At 54.3% G+C, this 21,856-nt stretch carries 21 protein-coding genes; 3 read left to right on the top strand and 18 right to left on the bottom strand.

Annotated features, from left to right (window positions below; translation table 11 throughout):
- Nucleotides 1-31: 31 nt before the first annotated feature.
- The 12 genes from DFR37_RS20475 to DFR37_RS20530 all read right to left on the bottom strand — a co-directional run bounded on the left by DFR37_RS20475 (nt 32) and on the right by DFR37_RS20530 (nt 10,740).
- A complete protein-coding gene (locus tag DFR37_RS20475; protein ID WP_113935028.1) occupies nt 32-1,021 on the bottom strand; it encodes an ABC transporter substrate-binding protein in 990 nt (329 codons plus the stop codon).
- Between the two features lie 16 nt (nt 1,022-1,037).
- Nucleotides 1,038-1,691, bottom strand: a complete 654-nt coding sequence (locus DFR37_RS20480; protein WP_113935029.1) for an isochorismatase family protein — start codon at nt 1,689-1,691, stop codon at nt 1,038-1,040.
- Nucleotides 1,688-1,900: a tautomerase family protein gene (locus tag DFR37_RS20485; protein ID WP_113935030.1), complete on the bottom strand. Its 213-nt coding sequence runs from the start codon at nt 1,898-1,900 to the stop codon at nt 1,688-1,690. The genes DFR37_RS20480 and DFR37_RS20485 overlap by 4 nt, the downstream gene beginning before the upstream one ends.
- Nucleotides 1,901-1,911: 11 nt before the next feature.
- Nucleotides 1,912-2,655 carry an SDR family NAD(P)-dependent oxidoreductase gene (locus DFR37_RS20490; protein ID WP_113935031.1) on the bottom strand — a complete coding sequence of 248 codons (744 nt, stop codon included), beginning with the start codon at nt 2,653-2,655 and terminating at the stop codon, nt 1,912-1,914.
- 17 nt (nt 2,656-2,672) lie between these two features.
- Nucleotides 2,673-3,638 (bottom strand): PDR/VanB family oxidoreductase, encoded by a 966-nt coding sequence (locus DFR37_RS20495; RefSeq protein WP_113935032.1) that lies wholly within the window; start codon nt 3,636-3,638, stop codon nt 2,673-2,675.
- Between the two features lie 43 nt (nt 3,639-3,681).
- Complete coding sequence (locus DFR37_RS20500) at nt 3,682-4,962, bottom strand: cytochrome P450 (protein ID WP_113935033.1); 1,281 nt, start codon at nt 4,960-4,962, stop codon at nt 3,682-3,684.
- A 20-nt stretch (nt 4,963-4,982) separates the two neighbouring features.
- Nucleotides 4,983-6,026 carry a 2,5-dihydroxypyridine 5,6-dioxygenase NicX family protein gene (locus tag DFR37_RS20505; protein ID WP_211317315.1) on the bottom strand — a complete coding sequence of 348 codons (1,044 nt, stop codon included), beginning with the start codon at nt 6,024-6,026 and terminating at the stop codon, nt 4,983-4,985.
- 81 nt (nt 6,027-6,107) lie between these two features.
- On the bottom strand, nt 6,108-7,172 hold the full coding sequence (locus DFR37_RS20510; RefSeq protein ID WP_170139968.1) for a branched-chain amino acid ABC transporter permease: 1,065 nt from the start codon (nt 7,170-7,172) through the stop codon (nt 6,108-6,110).
- 1 nt (nt 7,173) lies between these two features.
- On the bottom strand, nt 7,174-8,076 hold the full coding sequence (locus DFR37_RS20515) for a branched-chain amino acid ABC transporter permease (RefSeq protein ID WP_113935035.1): 903 nt from the start codon (nt 8,074-8,076) through the stop codon (nt 7,174-7,176).
- Entirely contained in the window at nt 8,076-8,834 is a 759-nt protein-coding gene (locus tag DFR37_RS20520; RefSeq protein ID WP_211317316.1) for an ABC transporter ATP-binding protein, read from the bottom strand. Before DFR37_RS20520 ends, DFR37_RS20515 begins: the two co-directional genes overlap by 1 nt.
- Complete coding sequence (locus DFR37_RS20525; RefSeq protein WP_113935036.1) at nt 8,831-9,604, bottom strand: ABC transporter ATP-binding protein; 774 nt, start codon at nt 9,602-9,604, stop codon at nt 8,831-8,833. The genes DFR37_RS20520 and DFR37_RS20525 overlap by 4 nt, the downstream gene beginning before the upstream one ends.
- Before the next feature lie 2 nt (nt 9,605-9,606).
- Nucleotides 9,607-10,740, bottom strand: coding sequence for an ABC transporter substrate-binding protein (locus DFR37_RS20530; RefSeq protein ID WP_170139969.1), 1,134 nt, complete (start codon nt 10,738-10,740; stop codon nt 9,607-9,609).
- A 331-nt stretch (nt 10,741-11,071) separates the two neighbouring features.
- On the opposite strand from DFR37_RS20530, the gene DFR37_RS20535 reads away from it, so the two are divergent.
- Nucleotides 11,072-11,629 carry a MarR family winged helix-turn-helix transcriptional regulator gene (locus tag DFR37_RS20535; protein ID WP_170139970.1) on the top strand — a complete coding sequence of 186 codons (558 nt, stop codon included), beginning with the start codon at nt 11,072-11,074 and terminating at the stop codon, nt 11,627-11,629.
- 88 nt (nt 11,630-11,717) lie between these two features.
- Here the strand turns inward: DFR37_RS20535 and DFR37_RS20540 are convergent, their stop codons facing one another.
- On the bottom strand, nt 11,718-13,073 hold the full coding sequence (locus tag DFR37_RS20540; RefSeq protein ID WP_113935039.1) for an FAD binding domain-containing protein: 1,356 nt from the start codon (nt 13,071-13,073) through the stop codon (nt 11,718-11,720).
- 7 nt (nt 13,074-13,080) lie between these two features.
- Nucleotides 13,081-15,300, bottom strand: coding sequence for a xanthine dehydrogenase family protein molybdopterin-binding subunit (locus tag DFR37_RS20545; RefSeq protein WP_147251645.1), 2,220 nt, complete (start codon nt 15,298-15,300; stop codon nt 13,081-13,083).
- Nucleotides 15,301-15,369: 69 nt separating this feature from the next.
- On the opposite strand from DFR37_RS20545, the gene DFR37_RS22870 reads away from it, so the two are divergent.
- On the top strand, nt 15,370-16,365 hold the full coding sequence (locus DFR37_RS22870) for a hypothetical protein (protein ID WP_147251646.1): 996 nt from the start codon (nt 15,370-15,372) through the stop codon (nt 16,363-16,365).
- A 214-nt stretch (nt 16,366-16,579) separates the two neighbouring features.
- Here DFR37_RS22870 and DFR37_RS20555 read toward each other — a convergent pair whose 3' ends face one another.
- From DFR37_RS20555 to DFR37_RS20570, 4 genes are all read right to left on the bottom strand, one after another.
- A complete protein-coding gene (locus DFR37_RS20555) occupies nt 16,580-16,804 on the bottom strand; it encodes a hypothetical protein (protein WP_113935042.1) in 225 nt (74 codons plus the stop codon).
- A 127-nt stretch (nt 16,805-16,931) separates the two neighbouring features.
- Entirely contained in the window at nt 16,932-17,771 is an 840-nt protein-coding gene (locus DFR37_RS20560; RefSeq protein WP_113935043.1) for a metallophosphoesterase, read from the bottom strand.
- A 66-nt stretch (nt 17,772-17,837) separates the two neighbouring features.
- Nucleotides 17,838-19,607 (bottom strand): AAA family ATPase, encoded by a 1,770-nt coding sequence (locus tag DFR37_RS20565; protein ID WP_113935044.1) that lies wholly within the window; start codon nt 19,605-19,607, stop codon nt 17,838-17,840.
- Nucleotides 19,608-19,641: 34 nt separating this feature from the next.
- Complete coding sequence (locus DFR37_RS20570; RefSeq protein WP_113935045.1) at nt 19,642-20,031, bottom strand: hypothetical protein; 390 nt, start codon at nt 20,029-20,031, stop codon at nt 19,642-19,644.
- Nucleotides 20,032-20,831: 800 nt separating this feature from the next.
- Here DFR37_RS20570 and DFR37_RS23580 point away from each other — a divergent pair.
- Entirely contained in the window at nt 20,832-21,356 is a 525-nt protein-coding gene (locus DFR37_RS23580) for a transposase (RefSeq protein ID WP_170139971.1), read from the top strand.
- The last annotated feature ends 500 nt before the right edge of the window (nt 21,357-21,856 follow it).

Here is a 21,856-nt window from a genome sequence, read left to right on the forward strand (position 1 = left end):
GACGGCAGTGTTACTCAGGTCAAGAAGCTAACTAGATCTTAAAACTATCGTACGTAGATGGATGGAACAGCTCGCTGACCTCAATCTGACGCGGCGACAAGCCCTGACGATGATGATGGCGGGTCAAGGTCTCGAGCACATGACGGTTAGGCTCGACACCATATGACCAAAAGTCTTCGCCCATCAGTTTTCGGGCGGCCAGTATTTGCTCTTCGACAAACGGCAGCGTAATTTTTGGTGCCGATATATCGGTTAGCGCCGCAAGCGCTACGTCTTTCGAAGCGTTGAAAGCCTTGAACACAGCAGCCGGCAACCAGGCATGCTGTTCAACCAACGAGCGACGAATACCCACCAAATGCATAATGGGGAAGATCTTGGTTTCAGCGTAGTAGGCCTTTGCCGCTGCGATCGGGTCGTCAAACAGCCAACCCACGTTGGGGTTGCTTAAGGCTGCGCCAACGGGGGCTCGCGGGGCAATGTAGCCGTCGATCAGTCCTTTGTCCAGCAATGACGAAATAGTTTCGCCTTTGGGGGCTTGTTCAAGACGAATTTTCGGGCCCAGATCAAGGGTGATTTTTTCTTCGCGATCGGCCTTCTCAATGCCGCCCAATACCCAGGTAACGTCTTCGGGGCACACACCGTACTGATCCCACAACAACGCGCGTGCCCACACCAAAGCGGTAAGCTGATACTCAGGAATGCCAATACGGCAACCTTTCAGGTCTTCGGGCTTTTTAATGCGATCTTTGCGCACGTAAATAGAGGTATGCCGGAAGGTTCGAGACAAGAATACCGGCACTCCAACGTAGTCGCTTTCGCCACGAGCAAGTTTTACTAGATAGCTTGAAAACGAGATTTCCGCAATGTCAAACTCTTGATGGCGGAAGGTACGAAAGAACGTTTCCTCGGGGGAAAGCGTCATACAGACGGGGTCGACCCCGTCAATTTGCACGGCGCCTGACATCAAAGGCCTTACGCGATCGTAGTCGCCCATGGCGACAGATAAGCATAATTTACTCACGAATAGATTCCTTAGTTTATGCGTTGGGCAAAGTGCGCAGATACTTAAGCGTGTCTTGCAGCGACACGACATCGCCATACTTTGCGTTCAGGTCAAATAGACTTTGCTCGTGCGCCGCAACCGATCGATCGCCAACCGCTTCACGCACCACCATAGGGCGAAAGCCAGATTGCACGGCGTCAACTGCCGTGGCGCGCACGCAACCGCTGGTCGAGGTACCGGTAATAATCAAGGTGTCTATGTTGGAGGAAACCAAACGCGAAACAATATCAGTACCAAAAAAGCACGACGCGTATTTTTTGGGCAGACGCCCATCGGTGTCTTTGATGCGCAACCGTTCGTCGTACACGTGACCGTCGCCCTGAGCCATCAGGCTGGCCGAACCTTTTTGCTTAATCGCCCAAAGCCCGGCATCGCGCATATTCGGGTCGTCGTAACGCACATAGGCCAACAACACCAGTACTCCTTTTTCGTGAGCTACATCCAGCAACTGATTAGTAGCCTCGATCGGGATAGACAGGTCGGAGCCGAGCGGTCGGCCGGGGTCAGTAAACCCCTTGGTCAGGTCAACAACAATCAGCGCCGGCTTATCGCCGAATCCTAGCGGCTGCCCAAAGCCACGCTCGAGAAAAAAAGCTTCTTCTTTTGCCAGGTTTTCTGCAGTAGTCATTTGTTTGATTCCGAATTTCGCGCGAATATCTGCTTCAGGGTTTCACCACCCACCCCCCAGCGCTCGGCCTCGACATGCTCGAACATGACATTGACCGATTGCAACGGCACCTTCATTTCTTCGACCACCACCTCGGTGAGGCGCGAAATAAGACGCTCGATGGTTTGCGCATCGGGGCTCATGACACTACTTAACTTAAGAATAGGCATGACCTCACTCCTTATAGGTAAGAACTACCGCCGTTGATACCTAGATTTTGCCCAGTAATGAAGCCGGCTGCGGGGCCAGCCAGGAAGGCGATGGCTTCGGCAATGTCAGCGGGCTTACCACGACGCTTGATTGCCTGAACCTGAATAACCGTCTCGAATAGGTCTTCGATGGCTTCGAGCACGCCTTCTGTTTCAATCAGACCGGGGGCGACACAGTTGGCCGTAATACCAAACTCGCCGCCTTCTGTGGCCAGAACCCTCGTAAAACCCAATAGGGCTGCCTTGGTCGAGGCATACGCACTGACGCCCGGTATTCCCTCGTAAACAACAGCAGACGAGAAATTGACTACGCGCCCGTACCCAGCTTTTTTCATATGGGGGAAAACGGCCTGGGAGCAAAAAAACGCACTGTCCAGATTGACGGCCATGATCTTGCGCCACATATCGACGCTAGTGGCCTCCAGCGTGGCATGGGGGTAGTAGCCCGCATTGTTTACCAAGATATCAATGCGGCCCAGGTTGTTCATCACCTGGGCGGTGGCTTGGTTTACAGCCTTATCGTCAGTCAGGTCGACCACGTACGAACTAGCCTTGCCACCGGCCTGTTCAATAGCGGCGACGCTGTTCCGGGCACCCGCTTCATCAAGATCCCAGATTACGGCATGCGCGCCCAGCGATGCGAACTTCTTGGCGGTTTCTAGGCCGATACCACGTGCCCCACCCGTGACTATCGCCACTTGATTTTCCAGATGCATGTTTCACCTAATAATTGTTAAAGATCCAAAACCAGTTTTGCAGACTTGCTGCGCCCTACACACACCATCATGTATTCGCCCTGCTCCTTTTCTTCGTCGGTCAGGACACTGCAATGATGCTCGGGCACTCCTTCCAGCACCTTGGTTTCACAGCTGCCGCAGTAGCCCTCTTCGCAAGAAAAAGGCACGTCGATGCCGGCGCCCAGCAATACCTCTTTGAGGGTCTTGTCCGCTGGAACATCCAGTGTGAGCCCTCTTTGGGCCAGCTCTATCTGGAAGCCTTGCGACTCTCCGGCCGATTCGATCAGCTTCTTCTGCTCGTCCACGCCAAATCGTTCAATAAAAAGTTGTGTCCGCTTACCGGCCTGCTCGAATTGCGTTTCGAGCTCAGTTAACATGGCACCGGGCCCGCAGGCGTAGACTGCAACGTCTGACTCCGCTTGCTCGACAATCTGCTTGATATCGATCATGCCCTTGACGTCTTGAGGCACCAGCGTGACGGTTTCGCCGTGCAATCTTCCCAGTGCGTCGGCAAAGGCCATGGACGCCGTATTTCGACCGCCGTAAACCAGGCTCCATGCTGCGCCCGATTGCTGCGCTGCGTCGATCATGGGCAAGAGCGGCGTAATGCCAATGCCTCCGCCCACAAAGATGTACTTTTGCGCCGGCCGCAAAGGAAAATGGTTTCTAGGAATACTCACTTTGACGCTTGTGCCGACGGTGAGCTTTTCATGGATTTCAATCGATCCACCGCGACCGTTGCGCTCAATGAGCACTGCAATCTGATATTGCTTTCGGTCGCTAGGCTGCCCGCACAACGAGTACTGACGGATCAGCCCCGACGGAGTATGAATATCGATATGTGCACCTGGCTCCCAAGGAGCCAAGTCAGCGCCGCCCGAAGCGGCTAGCTGGTAAACCAGCACATCTTCGGCAGCCTTGCTAACCTCATGCACGATCAGGTTCTGTATTGCTGTTGTCATGGCATGTACTTCTATAAATAATTATGCGAATGGCAGGCATGCCTTACGCCTGGGTGTCAGCCGGATCCCACTCCACCATCAAGCTCTCCAGTGCGGTAACGGTCAAGGTGGGCAAGTACGTAAGCTCCTGGTCCTTGACAATGCGGATGCCAGGAATACGCCGCAGAATCTCTTCCATGCCAATATGAACTTCGAGACGTGCCAGCGGATTGCCCAGGCACATGTGGCGACCGTGGCCGAACGACAAGTGTTCTTTGGCGTTGCTACGAGTTATGTCGAACACCTCTGGGTTCTCGAACTTGGCGTCATCAAGGCCACCTGCCGCAAACAACAGCCAGATACTGGATCCGGCAGGTATGGTTGCGCCACCGATTTCAACATCACGGGTCGTGATTCGGAACAGCCCAGGAGAGGTACCGCGGAGGCGCAGCGTTTCTTCTACGGCATTAGCCATGAGTTCGGGCTGCTTACGCAAAAGCTCTCGTTGATCGGGGTACTCTTCCAAGAATTGCAGCATGCGAGCCATGAGATTGGGCGTGGTGTCATTACCCGCTGCCATCAGCTCGTGAACGTGGCGAACAATGCGCGAGCGGTTCACCAGCGGGTTACCTTCTTTATCTTTGGCCTGCAACATCTTGGACAGAACGTCGTCGCGCGGATTCTTCTCGCGATCACTGACCAGCGCGTTAAAAAAATCGAAACACTCGAGCACGCTCTCCCAGCACGCGCGACGAACTTCATCGCTCATGGGCTTGACCATCGACTTGGGCGTGAACACGTTAAATAGATCCGCCGTCCAGCGGCGATAATCCGCAGCTCGCTCGGGGGGCAAGCCGACCATCCGTGTGATCACTTCCAGCGAAAGGGGGTAGGCATAGTCCTTCATGAAATCGCACTTGCCCTTGTCGATGAACGAATCGATCAGGCGATTGGCTATTTCCCTGGTCGGATCGCCCATTTTTTCGGACGCCCGTTGCGTAAAGAACGGCGCCACCGACATGCGCGACCCCGTATGCTCCGGGGGGTCAATCGCAATAAAAAACTCTTTATCAAAGTTGGCGGGCACTCGCTCTGCCAAGTCATCGGGTGGGGGTACCAGACCCAGCGCACGCGACGAAAAGGTTTCGTAATCGCGAGCTGCATTGCAAATGTCTTCGTGCTTGGTAATAACCCACATCTTCAAGGGCTCGTGATAGAACACCGGCTTTTCTGCCTGCGCCTTGCGAATCAAGGGAGCCGGGTTCTTCATAAACTCAGGAGACAGAGGATCAAAGTCTTCCAGACGCGGGAAGGACGAAGTATCGATATTTTCTAACACAGTCATTTCTTTCTCCTTTCGCTATTTCAGCGAGAAACTTTCAGTTCGGGCAGCACAAACTCGCCATCGACCAAGATGGCCTGATCGTCGAGATACAGGGTGCAGTTACGTAGCGGTATGTCCATGTGGGCAGGCGTATCGTTAACGCCGCCCAACTCGGTGTTGGGGCCAGTGGCAAACAGCACATTTCCGTAATAGGCTCGAGCCTCTTGGCCATAGCTGTGCGTATTCGACTTCATGCTTGTCCAGGACACGTTCTCGTTGATGCCCCAGCCAATATGCGAAATGGCATACGCACGCGGGTCGTTGAAACCGTCAAGGTAGGCTTTCATTTGCTCAGCATCCACACCACCGTCAATCCGAGTAATTTGACCGCCCGCGATCGTCAATTCGATCTTGCTGTCAACATAACTACGGAAGGGACCAGCAATGATGTCGCCTGCGTCAATCACCACCGTTCCATCCACGCCATCAACGGCGCCAGCCGTAAATACAAAGCCGCCCGGCCAGGCATCCCAGCGACCTTTCTGGTCGGTATAACCGTATTGTTCGACAACCGGAAATGCGCCCAACTGGTAGGTCACATCTGTGCCGGCCTTGCTGGTAATTCGCATGGTTTTTGCCTGAGAAATCAACCCGGAGCTGAACTCGACACGGCGGCGTTGGTCTTCGGTCGGGAACATTTGTGCCAACAGCCCCTTGGGCTCGATGCAGGTCAGCACGCGTGCACCGGCACGCTGAATCTCGTGCTGCTCTTCGGACCAAAGCATGAAGACCAGATCTACGACCAAGTCGGCCTGTTTCAAGGCCTCCATCGCGCCAGGGTTGTTGGCCAATGGGTTGATGCCCACTTCGGACAAGCCCGGGCCGTTCAAGACGGACGCGGTATTACCTAGGCGCAAGTTATAGCTTTGGGCTCCCAGCTCAATTGCTGCCGTTACGAAGGCATCGGCATAATCCATGCGGTCGCTCCCTTGAGACAACACGATCACCGTTTCTCCAGGCTTAACCTTGCACAGCGCCAGTTCCCTCTTGCAGAGCTGCTGAAAATCATTCCAATTGATCATCATTTTTCTCCAGACTCGACTATTTAAATGCCTAGTCATTTAATTGGCTGCGATGCGTAGAAATACGCATCAGTACCTAAATCTTCAATTCACAAAAACCTTGGAGCGCCGATTTGAAAACCGCCCAACCCGACCGCGCCAAGCCGTCAGTTCTTTGCCTTTGCTCAAGCCATCGGGCCTGAACAACAGCACCAGCCCTAAAAGAGCAGCCAGACCCAACTGCTGCGAACCACTGGGCAAAGCCAGAAGATGGCCACTGATACTGACACCGTCTTCGGCTAATCGCAGCAACTCGATAAGCAAGGAAACGACCACCGCACCCAACACCGCACCCGTCAGGCTTTGCATACCCCCGACAATGAGCATGGCCAGCAAAATAAAAGTGGCGTCCAGATACAAAGCGTCAGGCGACAGAAAACCCACAAAATGGGCATACATGGCTCCGGCCAACCCACAGATACCGGCGCTAAGCACAAATGAAACCAACCGCATTTTCACGATGGAAATGCCACAAGCCTTGGCCGCCGGCTCGCTTTCGCGGGTGGCCCGTAACATTAAACCGTGCCTAGAGCTTTGATAGAGCCAGGCGATAAGAATGCATACAGCGACAACAAGCACAGCCCAGAAAGGGTTGACGAATACAGGTATGCCGATAATGGAACTGGTACCCGCCGTAAGAGACGACCAGTTCGAGAACACACTGTTCAGCACCACCAAAAAACCAAACGTGGTGATGGTCGATGCAATACCCGACAAGCGCATGATGACGGCTCCCAACACCAAGGCCAGCACCATGCATATAAGTACCGCCAGGATCAGACTGACCTCATAGCCATAAGCCTGTGTACGCAGCACTTCTGGCAAGGCGAACAACATCATTTGCTTCCATAGCGGCGCCACAGTTACCCATGCTGCGGTATACGCGCCCACACACATGAAGCCTACGTGCCCGAACGACAGCAAGCCCGAATTGCCGACAAAGATATAAATACCTACGACGGCGATCATGCGTACCAACATTTCGGTAACGGTAATGTGCTGGTGCTCGCCCCCCAAGGCATAGGTAAGCGCCACGATCAGCACCAGGACCAGTATCAGGCTGATCGGCGTCGCCATCGATGGGACATTGAGTTTCTTGAGCATGTTCATGTCAGACCCGTTCTGCCAGTGCGTTTGAGGGAAACAGGCCATTAGGCCTAAATACCAGAATCAGCACGATCAGGCCAAAGGTGAATGCGTCTCTGAAATCGCGCAGCTCGGGGGGCAGGAAAGTCTGAAATAACGTCATCGTTACACCGATAAGAAATCCGCCCACCACCGCACCAACCAAGCTGCCCATTCCTCCGACCACCGTGGCAATGAAGCCGAAGATGGCCAGGGGCAAGCCCAACGTTGGCGAAAGCGCACCGGTCTGGACAATGAACAGCAACGACACCACTCCCGCCAACACGCCGCTGATTGCAAACGCAGCACCAATAACGCGGTTACCTCGGACCCCAAGCAGGCGTGCCATTTTGAAATCGGTGGCTGCTGCCCGCATTTGCAAGCCGATAGGCGTACCCTTGAGCAAAACGCTAAGTGCCACCAGCAACAGCACCGTCACGCCGATAGTTGTCAGTTGCACCAGCGAAATGCGTACATCGCCCAGGACGATGCTTTGGTTCAATGCCGGCCATAGATCAACACCCTTTGGCCGGGCACCGTAAATCATCATAATGCCGCTTTGAATGAAATAACTAAGCGCAAACGAAGCGATAAGCAGCGTGCCAACGCTGGCGGTTCTAAGCGGCTTGAAAAGAACCGCATCCGAAACCATGGCCACAATCACCACCACTGCGCAAACTACCAGGGCAATCGCGGCCCAGTTCCAGCCCACGAACACCATGCGCGTAACCGCATCTGTTGTGGGCAATACCAGCGAGTACGCCCCGATGGTGATGAAGTCGCCATGCGCAAAGTTAATAAGCCGCAGTACGCCCATCAACAAGCCGAGGCCCAACGCCACAAGCGCATACAAACTACCCAAGCTCGCTGCATCCAATACTGTTTGCATCACATCACCTCGGCCGCAGTTTCGTCGGTCTTTGTCAAACCAAAATACGCTGCTTTCAGTGTTTCGCCATTGCCGACTTCTTGCACAGTAGTGGTCAGGCGCTTTCGCCCTCCTCGCAATACGTGGATGGTGTCGGCGTACTTCATTACCCGGTTTGAGCTTTGCTCATTAATAAGCAGCGTCAGTCCTCGCTCGTTTCTTAGCGCAAGCAAGGCTTGATACACGTTATCAATAACCAGCGGCGCCAGCCCCAAGGAAGGCTCGTCGATCAGCATGAACTTGGTGTTAGTAAGCACGCTTCGGCCTATGACCAGCATTTGTTGCTCGCCCCCCGACAGCAAACCTGCGGGGAAGGCAAGACGCTCACGTAAGCGGGGGAACAGCTCAAGCACCGTTTCGATCTCTTGTTTGACGTTCCTGCGGTCACGCCGCATGTAGGTGCCGATCAAAAGGTTCTCTTTAACGGTCATGTCTGAAAAGACGTGACGGCCTTCGGGCACCAGACTGATGCCCATGCGGGCAATGTCTTCAGCCTTTCTGCCCAGAATGCTTTTGCCCTGATACTCAACCTGCCCCTGGCAAGCCTGGTTGGGCAAGGCACCCGCAACGGCTGAAAGCAAAGAAGACTTGCCCGCGCCGTTTTGCCCCACCACACAGGCGACCTCTCCCTGCCGCACGACAAGATCAATGTCTTGTAGAGCCGGAGTTGCGCCGTAGTTAACGCTTAGGCTGCTAATTCGAAGCAGGTAATCAGTCACTCTTCCTCTCCGAGATAAGCCGAGATTACTTTTTTATCGCTAAGTGTTTGCTCAGGTGGCCCCACCGCCAGCTCGCAGCCACTGCTCATGACCAGTGTCCAGTCGCACACCTCTTTGATCAAACCCATGTTGTGCTCGATTAACAGCACCCCACAGGACATCGAACTGGCGATTTCCTGGATTAGCCTGCCCAGATGGGCGCATTCGTCGTCCGACATTCCCGCCGCAGGCTCATCGAGCAACAGAAAATCAGGCTTGCCGATAAGGGCCCGTGCCATTCCGACCCTGCGTTCATCGACGTAGGGAATGTCGACCGCCTTGCCATTCAAATCGCCGCGAAACCCCACCCAACCGAGAAGCTCTTGAGCCTGGGTGCGCGCCTGGCTTCGGCTCATTCCCAGCCCCAGCCCCGCGACTTCGACATTCTCGAGGACGGTTAGGGCGCCAAACAAACGTCCACCTTGAAAGGTTCGGGCGACACCAAGCTTTCGCGCTTGCTCGGGAGACCATTTTCCGACCGGTTTATCGTTAAGACTGATAGAGCCTTTGGTCGGGTTAAGGAAGCCACTTATGCAGTTGACCAGAGTTGTTTTGCCGGCGCCGTTAGGGCCGATCAACCCCAACACCTCGCCAGTGGACATCCCCAGATTAATATCCGAAATTGCCGCAAGCGCCCCAAACTGTACGCTTACCCCCTCTACCCGGAGCAAAGCAGGGGTAGAGGGTTTTGCACTAACCGAAACAGCCGGCTCTAATTGCTGCACGTTCATGTTTAATTAGAGATGCGATAGAGCAAGTTAGTGGGCAAAGATTCACCCTGCTCCGTCAAAATTACCTGGGCCTGTTTTCCGTCTTGAATTTCGACAATGACCTGCTCAGGTGCGTCCTGAATGTGCAGCTCGGGGGTAAAGCTGTAAGGGCCCAAAAAGGTGGGTTCGTTCGTGTAGCCATTCATAACTTTAAGTACAGCATCAGAATCAAAAGTGCCGGCAGTTTCGACGGCTTTCACCCACAAGTCGAGCCAAGCATAGATGCCGAAAACTGACGGCTGCGTAATCTCTTTGCCCAGAGTGTCAGCGTACAGTTTGGAAACCTTCTGCACCGACTCGCGCGGGTCACCGTTAACCGCAGCCTGCTGGATAGTGTAGAAATCGCTTAGATTGGGGACCGAGTCCATCCAGAACGTACCTGACATGGCTTGGCCGCTGATAATGGGCGTCTCGATATCGGCCGCACGAATTTGTCGCAGCGCCGTTGCACCGCCTGGCAATAATGTACACAGCATGACAACATCGACGTTGTCGTCGCGAATGGCATTACGCATACGCGTTACCTGCGAAGCCACAGACGGATCGCCGTTACGGAAGGTGTCTTTGCCGGCCATTTTTCCGCCCAGCTTTTCCCACTGCCACTCAAAGCCGGCGCACACGGAGCTGTTGTATTGGACATGCGTGTCGGTAAGCATATAGGCGGTTTTAAAGCCGCGCTGCGTAAACGCCCAGTCGGCCGCTTTAACGCCTTCGGACTGGCCAGCCATGCCCGCACTAAACACATACGGCCCCAGGCCAGCAGGCCCCATTTTGGGGTCGCCTGCACACAGCGACACAGCGATTATTTCGTTTCGGTTCGCCTGCAAGGCGGCCGGTGCGCCAAAATCGTAGTCGCAGGTAACCACAACAAGCTTGGCCCCCTGAGACACTACCGATGCGCCCGCCTTAGCACCCTCGACGCGATCGGAACGGGTGTCCGCAATAACCGACCGTACCCTATGGCCCAGAACCCCACCACGCTTGTTCAGTTCATCGAGATAAAGATTGGCCATCTCTATACCCTCGGCATCGTAAGGCTGGAACATTCCAGATTGCGCTACCGCAAAGCCAACAACAACCTCTTTATCGTTGGCCAAAGCGGTGCCTGCAGCCGTTCCGACCAAAGCCAGACCGCTTAACGCCAGCGCTGGCGCCTTCATCTTACGTAGTACGTGGTGGATCATTTCTTTGCCTCTCTCGCAGCGCTATGACGCCATATAAAATAGATGCTCTAACATGCATGGCTAGACATCAATGTCTAGGCATGCAATTTTACGCGGGTAGAATCCTGGCTTCTATTAGGGTTTTCCCGCCCGCGATAAGAAAATGCATTTCAGCCATTTGAGCTTGATGCCTTGCCGCCTTACAAGCAATGCAACAGGCCCAATCACCTACAATGCAGGTAAAAAGACAGACTACACAACGACTATGACACTCAAGAAGAAAGCGGCTTCAGACTCTGGCAACCAGCCATTCAACGCCGATGCCGCCACAGCGCCCGAGAGCGGTCTGCACGATCATCTGGCATTCTGGCTGCACCGCCTGTCTGCTTCCGTGCTGAGCAAGTTCGAAAATTCCCTACTGAAGCTGGGGGTCACCGTTGCGCAATGGCAAATCATGATCAGCATCTATCATGAAGATGCCACTACCCCAAAAGACTTGGCCGCATATATCGGCATTGACGCGGCTGCGGTCAGCCGTGGCGCGACGCGGTTGCTGGCCAAAGGACTCGTCAAAAAAACGCCCCACCCTGAAGATCGCCGCTCGATCCACTTGGCTCTTACCGCCAAGGGTCTGAAGCTATTGAAAGTGACCCTGGCCATCGGCGAGGAACAAGACGCCCTTTGGAAAAGCTCAATGACAGCCCAGCAAGAACACGCGTTTGTGTCCACACTACGCCAATTGCTTGAGTTTCAAGAGATCACGCCCACAGGAAACGTTTGGCCCACGTCCGCCATAGGTAGATCAAGGGCCAAGCGCGTATGAAGCACTCAGGCGTGGCCTGATCGCAGTATCATATGATTGACAAAGGGCATTGACGCAGTGGCGTCAATGCCCTTTGTCACAAGCCGGCTTACTTGGCCTTATAAACGCCGTGGTCAGCCAAGCCCCTTAGCAGCAAACTACCGACCAACCACTCACGATAGTCCGCAGTCGAACGAATGTCGGTAATAGGCTGGGCGGCTTTTCTGACAGCATCAGCAGCCACTTCGGGGTCATCGCCTCGGGCCAGCAGGCTTTCGGCCTCGGGAACGCGCAAGACCGTTTTGGCCACCGCCCCAATCGCGATGCGAACATTTTCTACGCCGTCGCTGCCGGTCCACTGATGAAAGGCCACTGACGCCTTCGAAATGGTCTGAGCTTTGCGAGGGCCACGCTTTTCAAAGAAATAGAGCTCGTTCTGGCGTGCGTGAAAAGACGGAACCAATATCTCAGTGATTAGCTCGCCGGGCTGCAAAGCCGTTTGACCTGGGCCCAAAACGAACTCGGCAATCGGTATCTGGCGAACACCCTGAGCACTTTCACAGACCACCAGCGCGTCATATACGTACAAAGGAGGGAGGCCATCGGCTGCCGGCGAAGCGTTGGCGATGTTTCCGGCGAGAGTGCCCCGATTTTGAATCTGCCCCGCACCCACCTCTTTGGCCGCCTGCGCCAACAGCGGCGCATGGCGGGCGACTAGGTCCGATTTTTGCAAGTCGGTCCAACTTGCCCGCGAACCAATGCGAACGAAACCATCTGACTCGGTGATGCCAAGCAACTCAACAATGGCATTCAAGTCGATAAGCTGAAGGTCTTTCAGGTGATCGACATTCTGCACCAGAATATCAGTACCACCCGCCACAAAATGATATGCCTCCGTTATGCTCGCCAAGCCCTCTAGCAGCTCTTTGAGCGTTGCAGGACGCCAATAGCCTTCCCGCTTTTGGGTTTCAACGCCTTGGCCCTGTTTGCCAGTGACTCGGCTGGAAACCAATTGCTGAGCCAGGCTTTTTTCCATGGCCGCAACTATTTTTGTATAGCCGGTGCACCGGCATAGGTTGCCACCCAGGGCATGACGCAGACTTTGATCGTCGATTATTTCGCCAGATGCAATACCGTGCCATCCTTGCACAATGAACCCCGGTATGCAAAACCCGCATTGCACCGCCCCCTCGTGGGCGAAGCTATCGATTAGGGATGCCCCCAACGGGTCTTCGACAAGGCCTTCAATCGTGGTAATTTCGCAGCCTTCGACCGAGCCGGCCAAAACCAGGCACGAGCACACCGTACTGCCATCAACGACAACCGTGCAGGCACCGCACTCGCCTTCGCCACACCCGTATTTCGTGCCCGTGAGACCAAGGTCTTCTCGCAAGGCATTCAACAAAATGCTGCGGGGATCCGCCTCGAGGGTTCGGCGCTCGCCGTTTACAGATAACTTAATCATTATTGGCTTACTCCTTTGCCTTCAGTGCCGCCGAGATATGCTCTGGAAGAATGGGAAACTTGTTGAAACGGCAGCCGATGGCATCAAACAACGTGTTCGCGACACTGGCCGGGACCACCGGCAATCCGATTTCGCCTAATCCTCTGACCCCCAAAGGATTTGTTAGGTCAGGGTGCTCGAACAACCGGGTTGTCATCTTTGGCGGCACATCGCGAACGGTAGGAATGACATAATTGGTGAACGACGCGTTCTTGACCGTTCCTTCGTGCAGAACTAGGTCTTCGTACAGAGCAAAACCAAGGCCCTGTGCAAACGCACCCTCTATCTGGCCTTCAATATTCTGAGGGTGAATCGCCCGGCCAGTTTCGATGTAGTTCTCAACCTCGATTACTGTTGCAATGCCGGTAAGCAGGTCAACTTCCATCGCCATAACCTGGACGATATAGTTATAGGCAATATGGGGCATGCCAAAAATAAACTGCTCTGCTTGCTCTGGCACAAACGAGGTATCAACCGAAAGCTCCGTGCTAGCGGGGGCTTGCGCCACTTTCTGCTTAAGCTCTTGGGCAGCCTGTGCAACAGCATTGCCAACTACATAGGTGGTGCGCGAGCCGTGGGTGCCGCCCGAGCTGGGCCCTTGGCTGTCGCCGACTATCGTGTCCACGTCATCCGCATCGCAGCCAAGGAATTCAGCCGCTATCATCTTGAAGGATGTAGCGTTGCCGTTGCCCACATCGGGTGTGCCTAGCTCTAACAGGTAACGGCCCGACGACTGGCGCGAAAGGCGTACCGACGCCCCCGCCTCGGCACCCGAGCCCAGGCCAAAACTGTAAAACACGCTGGCGACCCCAACACCGCGCGCCGTATAGGCCGGCGCCCCTTGTTTGAACGCGTCACGGGTCTGCCACAATTTTCCTTGCTCGGCCTCGTCAAGCAAACCCGCAAGCAAGGGCTCTTCAGCCATCGGGTAGCCTGGACCGGCCTTGTCGCCCTTGCGCAGCAGGTTTCGGCGCCTAACCTCAAAAGGCGAAAGCCCTGCCTGATGGCCTATATCGTCTATAACCTGTTCGACGCCTGCCAGGACCTGCGGCGCACCCACGCCTCGAAACGCTGAGCCCATGCTGTTGTTCGTGAACAACGCTTTTGCGTCGATCGAAATTGCAGAAAAGCGGTAAGGCCCAGCGCCATGCTCTACGGACTGCGAGATGACAACCGGCGTGTAGTTAACATAGGGCCCCGCATCGGCCAATAAGGTGATGTTTGCAGAAAGCAACCGCCCGTCGGCCGTAGCGCTGACTTTGTACGACGCATCAAACGCGTGGCGCTTCACGCTGGAACTGATCGATTCATCGCGATCGTAAAACAGGCGACAGGGACGCTTAGTTTTATATGTAACCAGGGCCAGAGGCAACTGCACGTTGAGATCTTCTTTGCCGCCAAAAGCCCCGCCGGACATAGGGTTCAACACTCGAACTTTTCCTGGCTCGAGCGCCAGTGCTTCGATAACCATGCGGTGATCATAATGTGGCGCCTGCCCGCCTACAGACAAAGTCAGCACGCCGTCATCGGCATACCATGCTGCACCTGCCTCGGTTTCCAGAAAAGCATGTTCTTGACGCGGCGTGCTATAGCGCAGTTCTGTGTGCAAGGCCGCCTTTGCGGATTCTTGCTCGACATCGCCAAACCCCATTGATATTTCGTGAGCGATGCCGTTGCCATGCAAGGGTTCAAGGCCTTCCTGCGGCGGAAAATCGATACGCGGCAGATCCCGATACTCAACCTGCACGGCTGCTACCGCCTTCCTGGCCGCATCAAGGGTTTCAGCCGCAATTACCGCAATGGGCTCGCCGACGTAGCGGACACGATCTACACATAAATGATATTGATCGGGGGCCAACACACCAAATTTTTTGCTGCCGGGAATGTCGACTGCAAGGTAAACGCCCACCACCCCCGGAATAGCCTTGGCTTTGGCAGTGTCGATCGACACGACGTCCGCGTGGGCACGCGTGCTGCGAACCAGCTTTACTTGAAGCATGTCCGACTCAATCATATCGGATGGAAAAGTGTGCTCGCCACTCGCCTTTCCCAGAGCATCGTACTTAAGTCTTGAGACGCCGATTTGCTTCTTTACCACTGACATATAACAGATCTCCTTCTGACAGCCTTCATCAGGTTCTAGGTTACTCCGATCACTCGGTTTGATTCCGGGACATGCCTCAGGCAAACCTTTGACTAGTTGAACGAAACGCCGATCCCGTTATCCGACTTCTAATTCAACCATTGTGCACTGCCTATGTTGAGCTACTTCTATAAACGTACGGAAAAGTCGTCGCTGCAACAGTTACATGAAGACTTCGGAGAATTCCCGCCGACACCACTTCAGTGTGAGCCTCCAACATCCAACTTCGTCGTGGTGCGTGTGTGGGGCCTCGGAGCTTGGCTAAACTACTGGCGACGTAGTGGCGAGCTATTGCAGACTTGGGAGCTATCGCCAAATACCGTGGCACCCGAACTAGCCAAGGCACTCAGCGGTCTTGAGAGGCGTAAAATTGATACGAAGGCAGGACAATATCGCCCTTTACATCCACATTGCTACATCGCTCCACGTCCGGTGGTACGCGCCTGCTTAGTGTTGTCGTTCTGGCGACAAGAGGGGCGACGCAAGCGAGGACTCGGATATGTTTTGCCGTTTACGCAACACGATCTTCAGATCACGATAAATGGCAGAGCTGACCGGATCGCTGCGGAGGTGCTGACACATGAGCATTTGCACATTTTACAGAGCGAGAATACTGCGCCGCGGAACAACAATGTGCGCGACTTGCACTACATTCTGGAAAGGAAATGGGCGGACGTTTCCTTCGTTCGCTATTTGTTGGAACACCGGGAAATAGAGGCGCGTCTGCATGAGATCGTGTTGTCGCATTATCAAGTACAGCGCCGTCTACCGCAAACGGTCGAAACATTTCTCGGCATGCTCGCCGATTGGGAGGACATAGGCGAACATCTAGCTCTCATGGCCGAACAAGCCGGGCAGAATCTGCAAGGTACCGGGCTTACTTTCTCACCTCGTTCGGCAGTGTTTGGCGGTCAACTCGGGGACGCCCTGAGCGTTTTAAAGGATCCCAAAGTCACCAAAGAGTTCCTTTGCGAAGTATTGCCCGTGATGTACGGGAATCTATTAAAGTACTACGGGGATACGCGCGCGAGCATCCGGTTCCATGCTCAGATTCTTCGGCCAAATCTATACGACCGACTGTATGGCTCCGATGTGATCCGGCGCGCCTAGAGCCCTGTCTTTGAGGCGGAAGAGCGTTGAGTTTTTGACCAGGGTCTAAGCGCTGGCAATCCGAATAGCGACTATAACGAGACCGCTAGCCTATTGGGGACATGAGACAGTTGATCGACGCACTATTTTCGCTACGCCAACAACCAAGCCCCTGGCAAACCTCCTTGAGAGGTTCTCAGGACTGTCAGCGATCGAACGAGCCGTCGCCCAATGGCTAGCAAGCAGTCGTTTCCGCCGGTCCCGTCAGGTGGCGGACCATCCGCCCATGCGCTTCGCTAGCTAGATCGCTTGCAAGCCATAGCATGTCATGCCTGAGCTTGCGATTGAGTCCTTCATATGAATCAAATCCGTCGGCGGTAATGCTGAGCAAGAGCGCATCTAACTGAGTTAATTTGGCAACCGCTATATCGTAGTCATCGGATGGCATAGTGTGGTTCATAAACTGTTCCTTTATCTAGATCAAAAGGTGTGATGTTATCCGGCTACTGGCTCGTCACTTTTAGGAAGCAAGAGTTGGCGGAATTCACGCCGAAACTTCAATTCGAGCGCATATGACTTAGCGCCGCTCACGATAGCCACGAATGAACCTGCTCGTGATTCAACAACGATAAGCATGAAAACGCATCACGTTTATAGGCGCCACGGTCAATAAACATATGCGACTCATGCAGCATCATGGAACGCAAAGGGGTATGGCCGACATATGTCAGTGAAAGGCTCGGACGCATTGGATTTGGGCTGATCAACAGCGTACCGGCCGGCGTAGACACCTCCCTAGACGCGTTCAAATCGATCTTCTTCCACAACCGCCTGCCCCAGAGGAGGGGCTCCAAGATTCCTGCCAGAGTTTCCTCTGTCAGCTCGTCGTCTGTCAGGATACGTCGTGGCGACAAATCCAGAGGCAGACCTGCCAGCTCGTCCAGCCAATTGTGCTGATCGGTACTGCCCGTCATGATCTCAGCATGTGCGACATGAAACCGGGCAGGGCCCTCGCCGACCGTGATCACATACGGCAGCCCGTTAACGAGGGGAAATAATTCTTCGCGCAGCTCCTCACGGGCGCCACTATCCAGTGCGAAGACCCAACGTCCTCCATTACTGACAAGAAGCTTAGCTGATTGACGGCACGAGTATGGCTGCGAAACCTCATAGAGATAGTCCAGAAGCATGCCCTCGTGATTACCCCGCACAGCGAAGAACCACGGCTTGTGAAGTAGCCGCAGGCACCCCATTGAATCAGGCCCGCGATCGATTAGATCACCTACCGAAAATAGCCTGTCGACTGCTGGATCAAACCCAACATGGGCAAGCTCAATGTCTAGTAGATCTAAGCATCCGTGTAAGTCGCCCACGACGAAGTCGCGACCCGAAGTATTTGCGGACACCTTTAGATGTAGACGTGCCATAAACTCTTTTCCTTCTGTATATGCACCTGCTACAGGTCAAGGCCCGACTGATAGCAGGTGCGCAGGTCAATGTTGGGCATATAACTGCGCATCGGTCTCCCGCCCCAGTAGCTCAAGCAGTGCCCGGCGCATTTCACGTGCCGACAAGCCCTGCAATAGCTGCGCATGGTGGTCGGACACAATGACGGTGCCGGCAGGCAGCCCCCACGCCAACTCTAGATCTCGCACAACGCCCTTCAAAATCACTTGCGCGTGCTCAGGTCCCGGTGCAGGAAACAGCACCGGACGCAAGCGACTGAGGAGCGGTTCGGAAAGCGCTTGCAGGGAGTTGCTGGTCGCGATGTACATGCAATGCGATAAATCGCATTCGGTCAAAAGAAACACATCGTGGTAGCGCCGCGCATTACCTGGCTCTAGTAGATCAAGTAGCGCGTCTTGGGGGTCCCCACCGTTCGAGTAGGCGCATTGCGTTTTATCTATTTCATCCAGAATAAATAGCGGGTTGGGCACCTGTGTTTGCAGGATAAACTCCACCATCCGAGAAGTGCGATTACTACTCCAGCCACGCGTGACGCCCTTGAGGACTTTGACATCAGTCATGCCTGCCAGGTTGATCACCGCATTGGGGGTGTTCAGCAGCTCCCCTAGCCGCTGCACGAATCTAGTTTTGCCCGTACCCGGCGGACCCACCAATACCACTGGTGCCATGCCTAAGCGAAGCGCGCCATGGCGCTTACGGGCGAACAAATCGCTCATAACGAGTGAGACGGCGTCCTGCGCCCAGGGGAACTCCGCCAGCAGCGTTGCGTGCAACGCCTGCAACTTGTCTACCGAAGGAAACTCCTTAAACGCCATCGGCTCGCGCAGCACCTCGAATCGCTTGAGGTATTCCATATCAGAGCGTTCAGTTGCTGGCGGGATCTCACCAGGCACGATGATGATCTCATTGACGCGAGGCTTTCTCGGTGTGCGCGTTGGTGCTTTGGCTCTAGACCGCCAGGCACCACTTTGTTCGCTATATGGCTCGTCCTGCTCCAAGAAAACAAGTACGGCTAACTGCTGTTCAACCAGGGCATCACGATATGCTTGCGGATCGACGTGTTGCCTGCTGGCGGCGACAATCAGCTTGTTCCAAAACGGCTTGAGCCATTTCAGCGCCTCTCGGCGTTCCGCTCGGGGCCGCGGGGATTCAAACCCGTGCCGAGGTGGCAGCAATGTTAGGTAATTGACCACACAACTTAACGCACAAGTGAATGACTCTGCATCCCAGCCACTGAATCCGCGTTGTACGTGCCGCAGCCCCACCCTCGCTCCTAAGTACCACGCTTGAGCGACTCGATGTTTCACGTGCCGTTGCCCATCATCGTCATCTGTCCCTTTAATTTGCACGAGCTTTGGCAGCGGATCGATGCTCAAATCCAAAGTCACCCGCTTACCTTCTTGGGCGAGCAAGGCGTTAGCCACCTCGGCCGCGCCCACCACACTATTAAGCTCGCGGGCTAGCTGAAACCACCGTACTGGACTACTACTACCCACTTGGAATTCACTAGGTTCACAACGGACTTGGAGGAAACGGCCCAATGCCAAGGCAGCGGTGGCTCGGACATGACGCGGCCGCGTTCCTGAGACAGTTAATAAATCCTCACGAACCTGCGCTAAAGAAGCGGGGTAAGTATTCTCGCTTCGGTACAGCAAGGTAAATAGGTCGTCATTGAAAAAATTACCTAGCGGTGCGTCAGGTGGCAGCTCGACAGCAGCATCATGATCGAGCAGGCGCCAGCGACCCTCTGGAGCGAGGTGTGCGGCAAGCTGTTCTATGTACTTGTCATGGTCCATGACAGATTCCTCTATTCTTGATATTCAGCATTCACTATGCAGGGTTGGGATAGCACAACTCACAACGGGTGGTGTACCAGCCGTCGTCGCGCCGCATCTGGCTCGGCCGACCACAGGACTCACAGACGCTTGCGCTCGCGGTTTCTGCTAGATCTACGGCTTGCCGTATAAGCCGAACCGTGTCATCGCGGGCCTGCTTGAGCTCATAGTAAAAGCGCAACGCGCCGAACTTTTCTTTCACCTGTCGGACCCCGAATCTGGCATCTGAATCAGCCTCCAGAATCGTGTTCAAGCGTTCGCATAGGGTGGCAATCAGTTCTGTCCATCCATCACCGTGCTCGAAACCCCAAGCGAGGGGGCCGACTGGAAAGAGCCGTGGATAAGTCACTGTTAAAAAATCAAGACGAGCGCGGGCCTCGGTCATGTCGTACTCCGATAAGAAAAAAAGAGAAGTGATAACGGCAGCCTTGCCGAACCTGCTTTAGTAGTTGGCGTTACTTAAGCAGTATCTGCCGGTGCAAGAAGATGGTGGTTGTGCATGGGACTCTCTGAACGTAGTTTTGACTATGCGGGGCCCAGAACCACAAAGCCCCGCTGGGGCGGGGCCTGAATACACAATATATTGCCTAGTAGTATCAGACGTCCGCGCGCGAGCGTGCAATCACCCATATCTGGGTGACGATCGGTCTGCTAATTCGAATCATGTCGTAGCGTTTCATGATTGCCCCCGGGACGGTAAAGAAAAAACGTGTAGAGCTGTCGAGCATGCGTGATTCACACAACACAATTTCACACTCATGTCGTTAATCCTATCTGACGCAAAGACCGCTGGGAAGTGGGGCGGCTGCGGAGTTAAAAATATATTTTTCTTTGGCCTAACGGCTAACAGACTGACGCCTCCGTATACATGCCGCAGCGTAGCTGGACGAGGTCTTTCTCGGTTACGAACTTAATCAAGGGATAATATCCGTCTGTCTCGTAAAAAAGATCTCCACGAGAATGCACCGAAGGCGCCCGAATACTCCACCTGGGATACCATTGGGAACACCAAAGAAAGCTTGAGGCACCATCTTCAATATGCTCCACTATCGCGCTTATCCTCAAGCCGCCATGCCTTAACTATTTCATTTGATGCCAGCGGGTGCTCAGCTGGGTTTGCCGCCCTCGACTATGTCCACACCTCGAATAGCAAAACCACGAGCTCACACACCGCCATTGCCAGGCATGTGTGCAGAAGACAAGGCGCTTCAGACTTTGGAAAGATATCGTTGGCCTAACAGGAACGACGTCCAGTGCCCGCGGTGCAATAACAAACGCCTCTACCAGGAAAGAAGACGTGGCAAACCGGGTTTTTACAGGTGTCCCGCCGTGCATCGATACGAGGGGCAAGGAATCTCGGGCGGCCCATACGTATTCAACGTTCGCTCCGGCACCTTTTTAGAGCACTCTGGTGTGCCTCTATCCAAATGGCTTTACTGTTTGGCTAATCTACCGGATTTCTCTAATCGGATACCCGCTACACAATTGGCCAAAGCCATACACGTAACCCGCAGAACCGCCACGAGGATGATAAATCTGATCGCTCTGCTAGATGAATGGGCCTGGTGTAAACGCGAAGGGATTGAAATGCCGCACGACTCAATAACAGATGACGAGGCGACCATCGATAAATTTTCCGAGTCGACGGCCCACATTGAATTCCTATGGGAATACAGGCTCGAGCAGGTGCGACTGGCGAAGTCTTCATAGGCTAGGGCAAAAGACCATGAGCAAGTGACCCAACGCCTAGTTTTCCAAACTAAGTGCTCACTGCCATTGCAGCCCAGCTACACCGCTCTGTAAGCTGTTCAGTAGATCCAACAAAGTTTACTGAGCTATGACTACATACAACCAATCCAATCGCAATCTCGACGACCCCGAGTCCCACACCCACTTGGCTGACGAAAGGGTAAGCAAAATCTGGTTCATCACTCGACCAACGCTGAATGGCGGCAGCTTGGCCCTTAGGGCAGGCCCCAACGCATCAATCAGCGACGTCCGGGCGAGGTTGGCATTACCGGCCACCTTATGCCATCAAAACAATTTTCCGTTGAAAATCAAGTAGTTAGAAGATTTTTTCAGGTTTTCAAAAGGCACTATTAGGTATAGGATAAAACGCAAACCATGCCTTAGAGCGCACAGCGTCTATAGCGTGGGCTTAACAGGAGCGGCGCGAGATGACATAAAGAAAAGCGAAACACAGGAGGGAA

This window comes from Eoetvoesiella caeni (assembly GCF_003315175.1).
GTDB lineage: Bacteria > Pseudomonadota > Gammaproteobacteria > Burkholderiales > Burkholderiaceae_B > Eoetvoesia > Eoetvoesia caeni.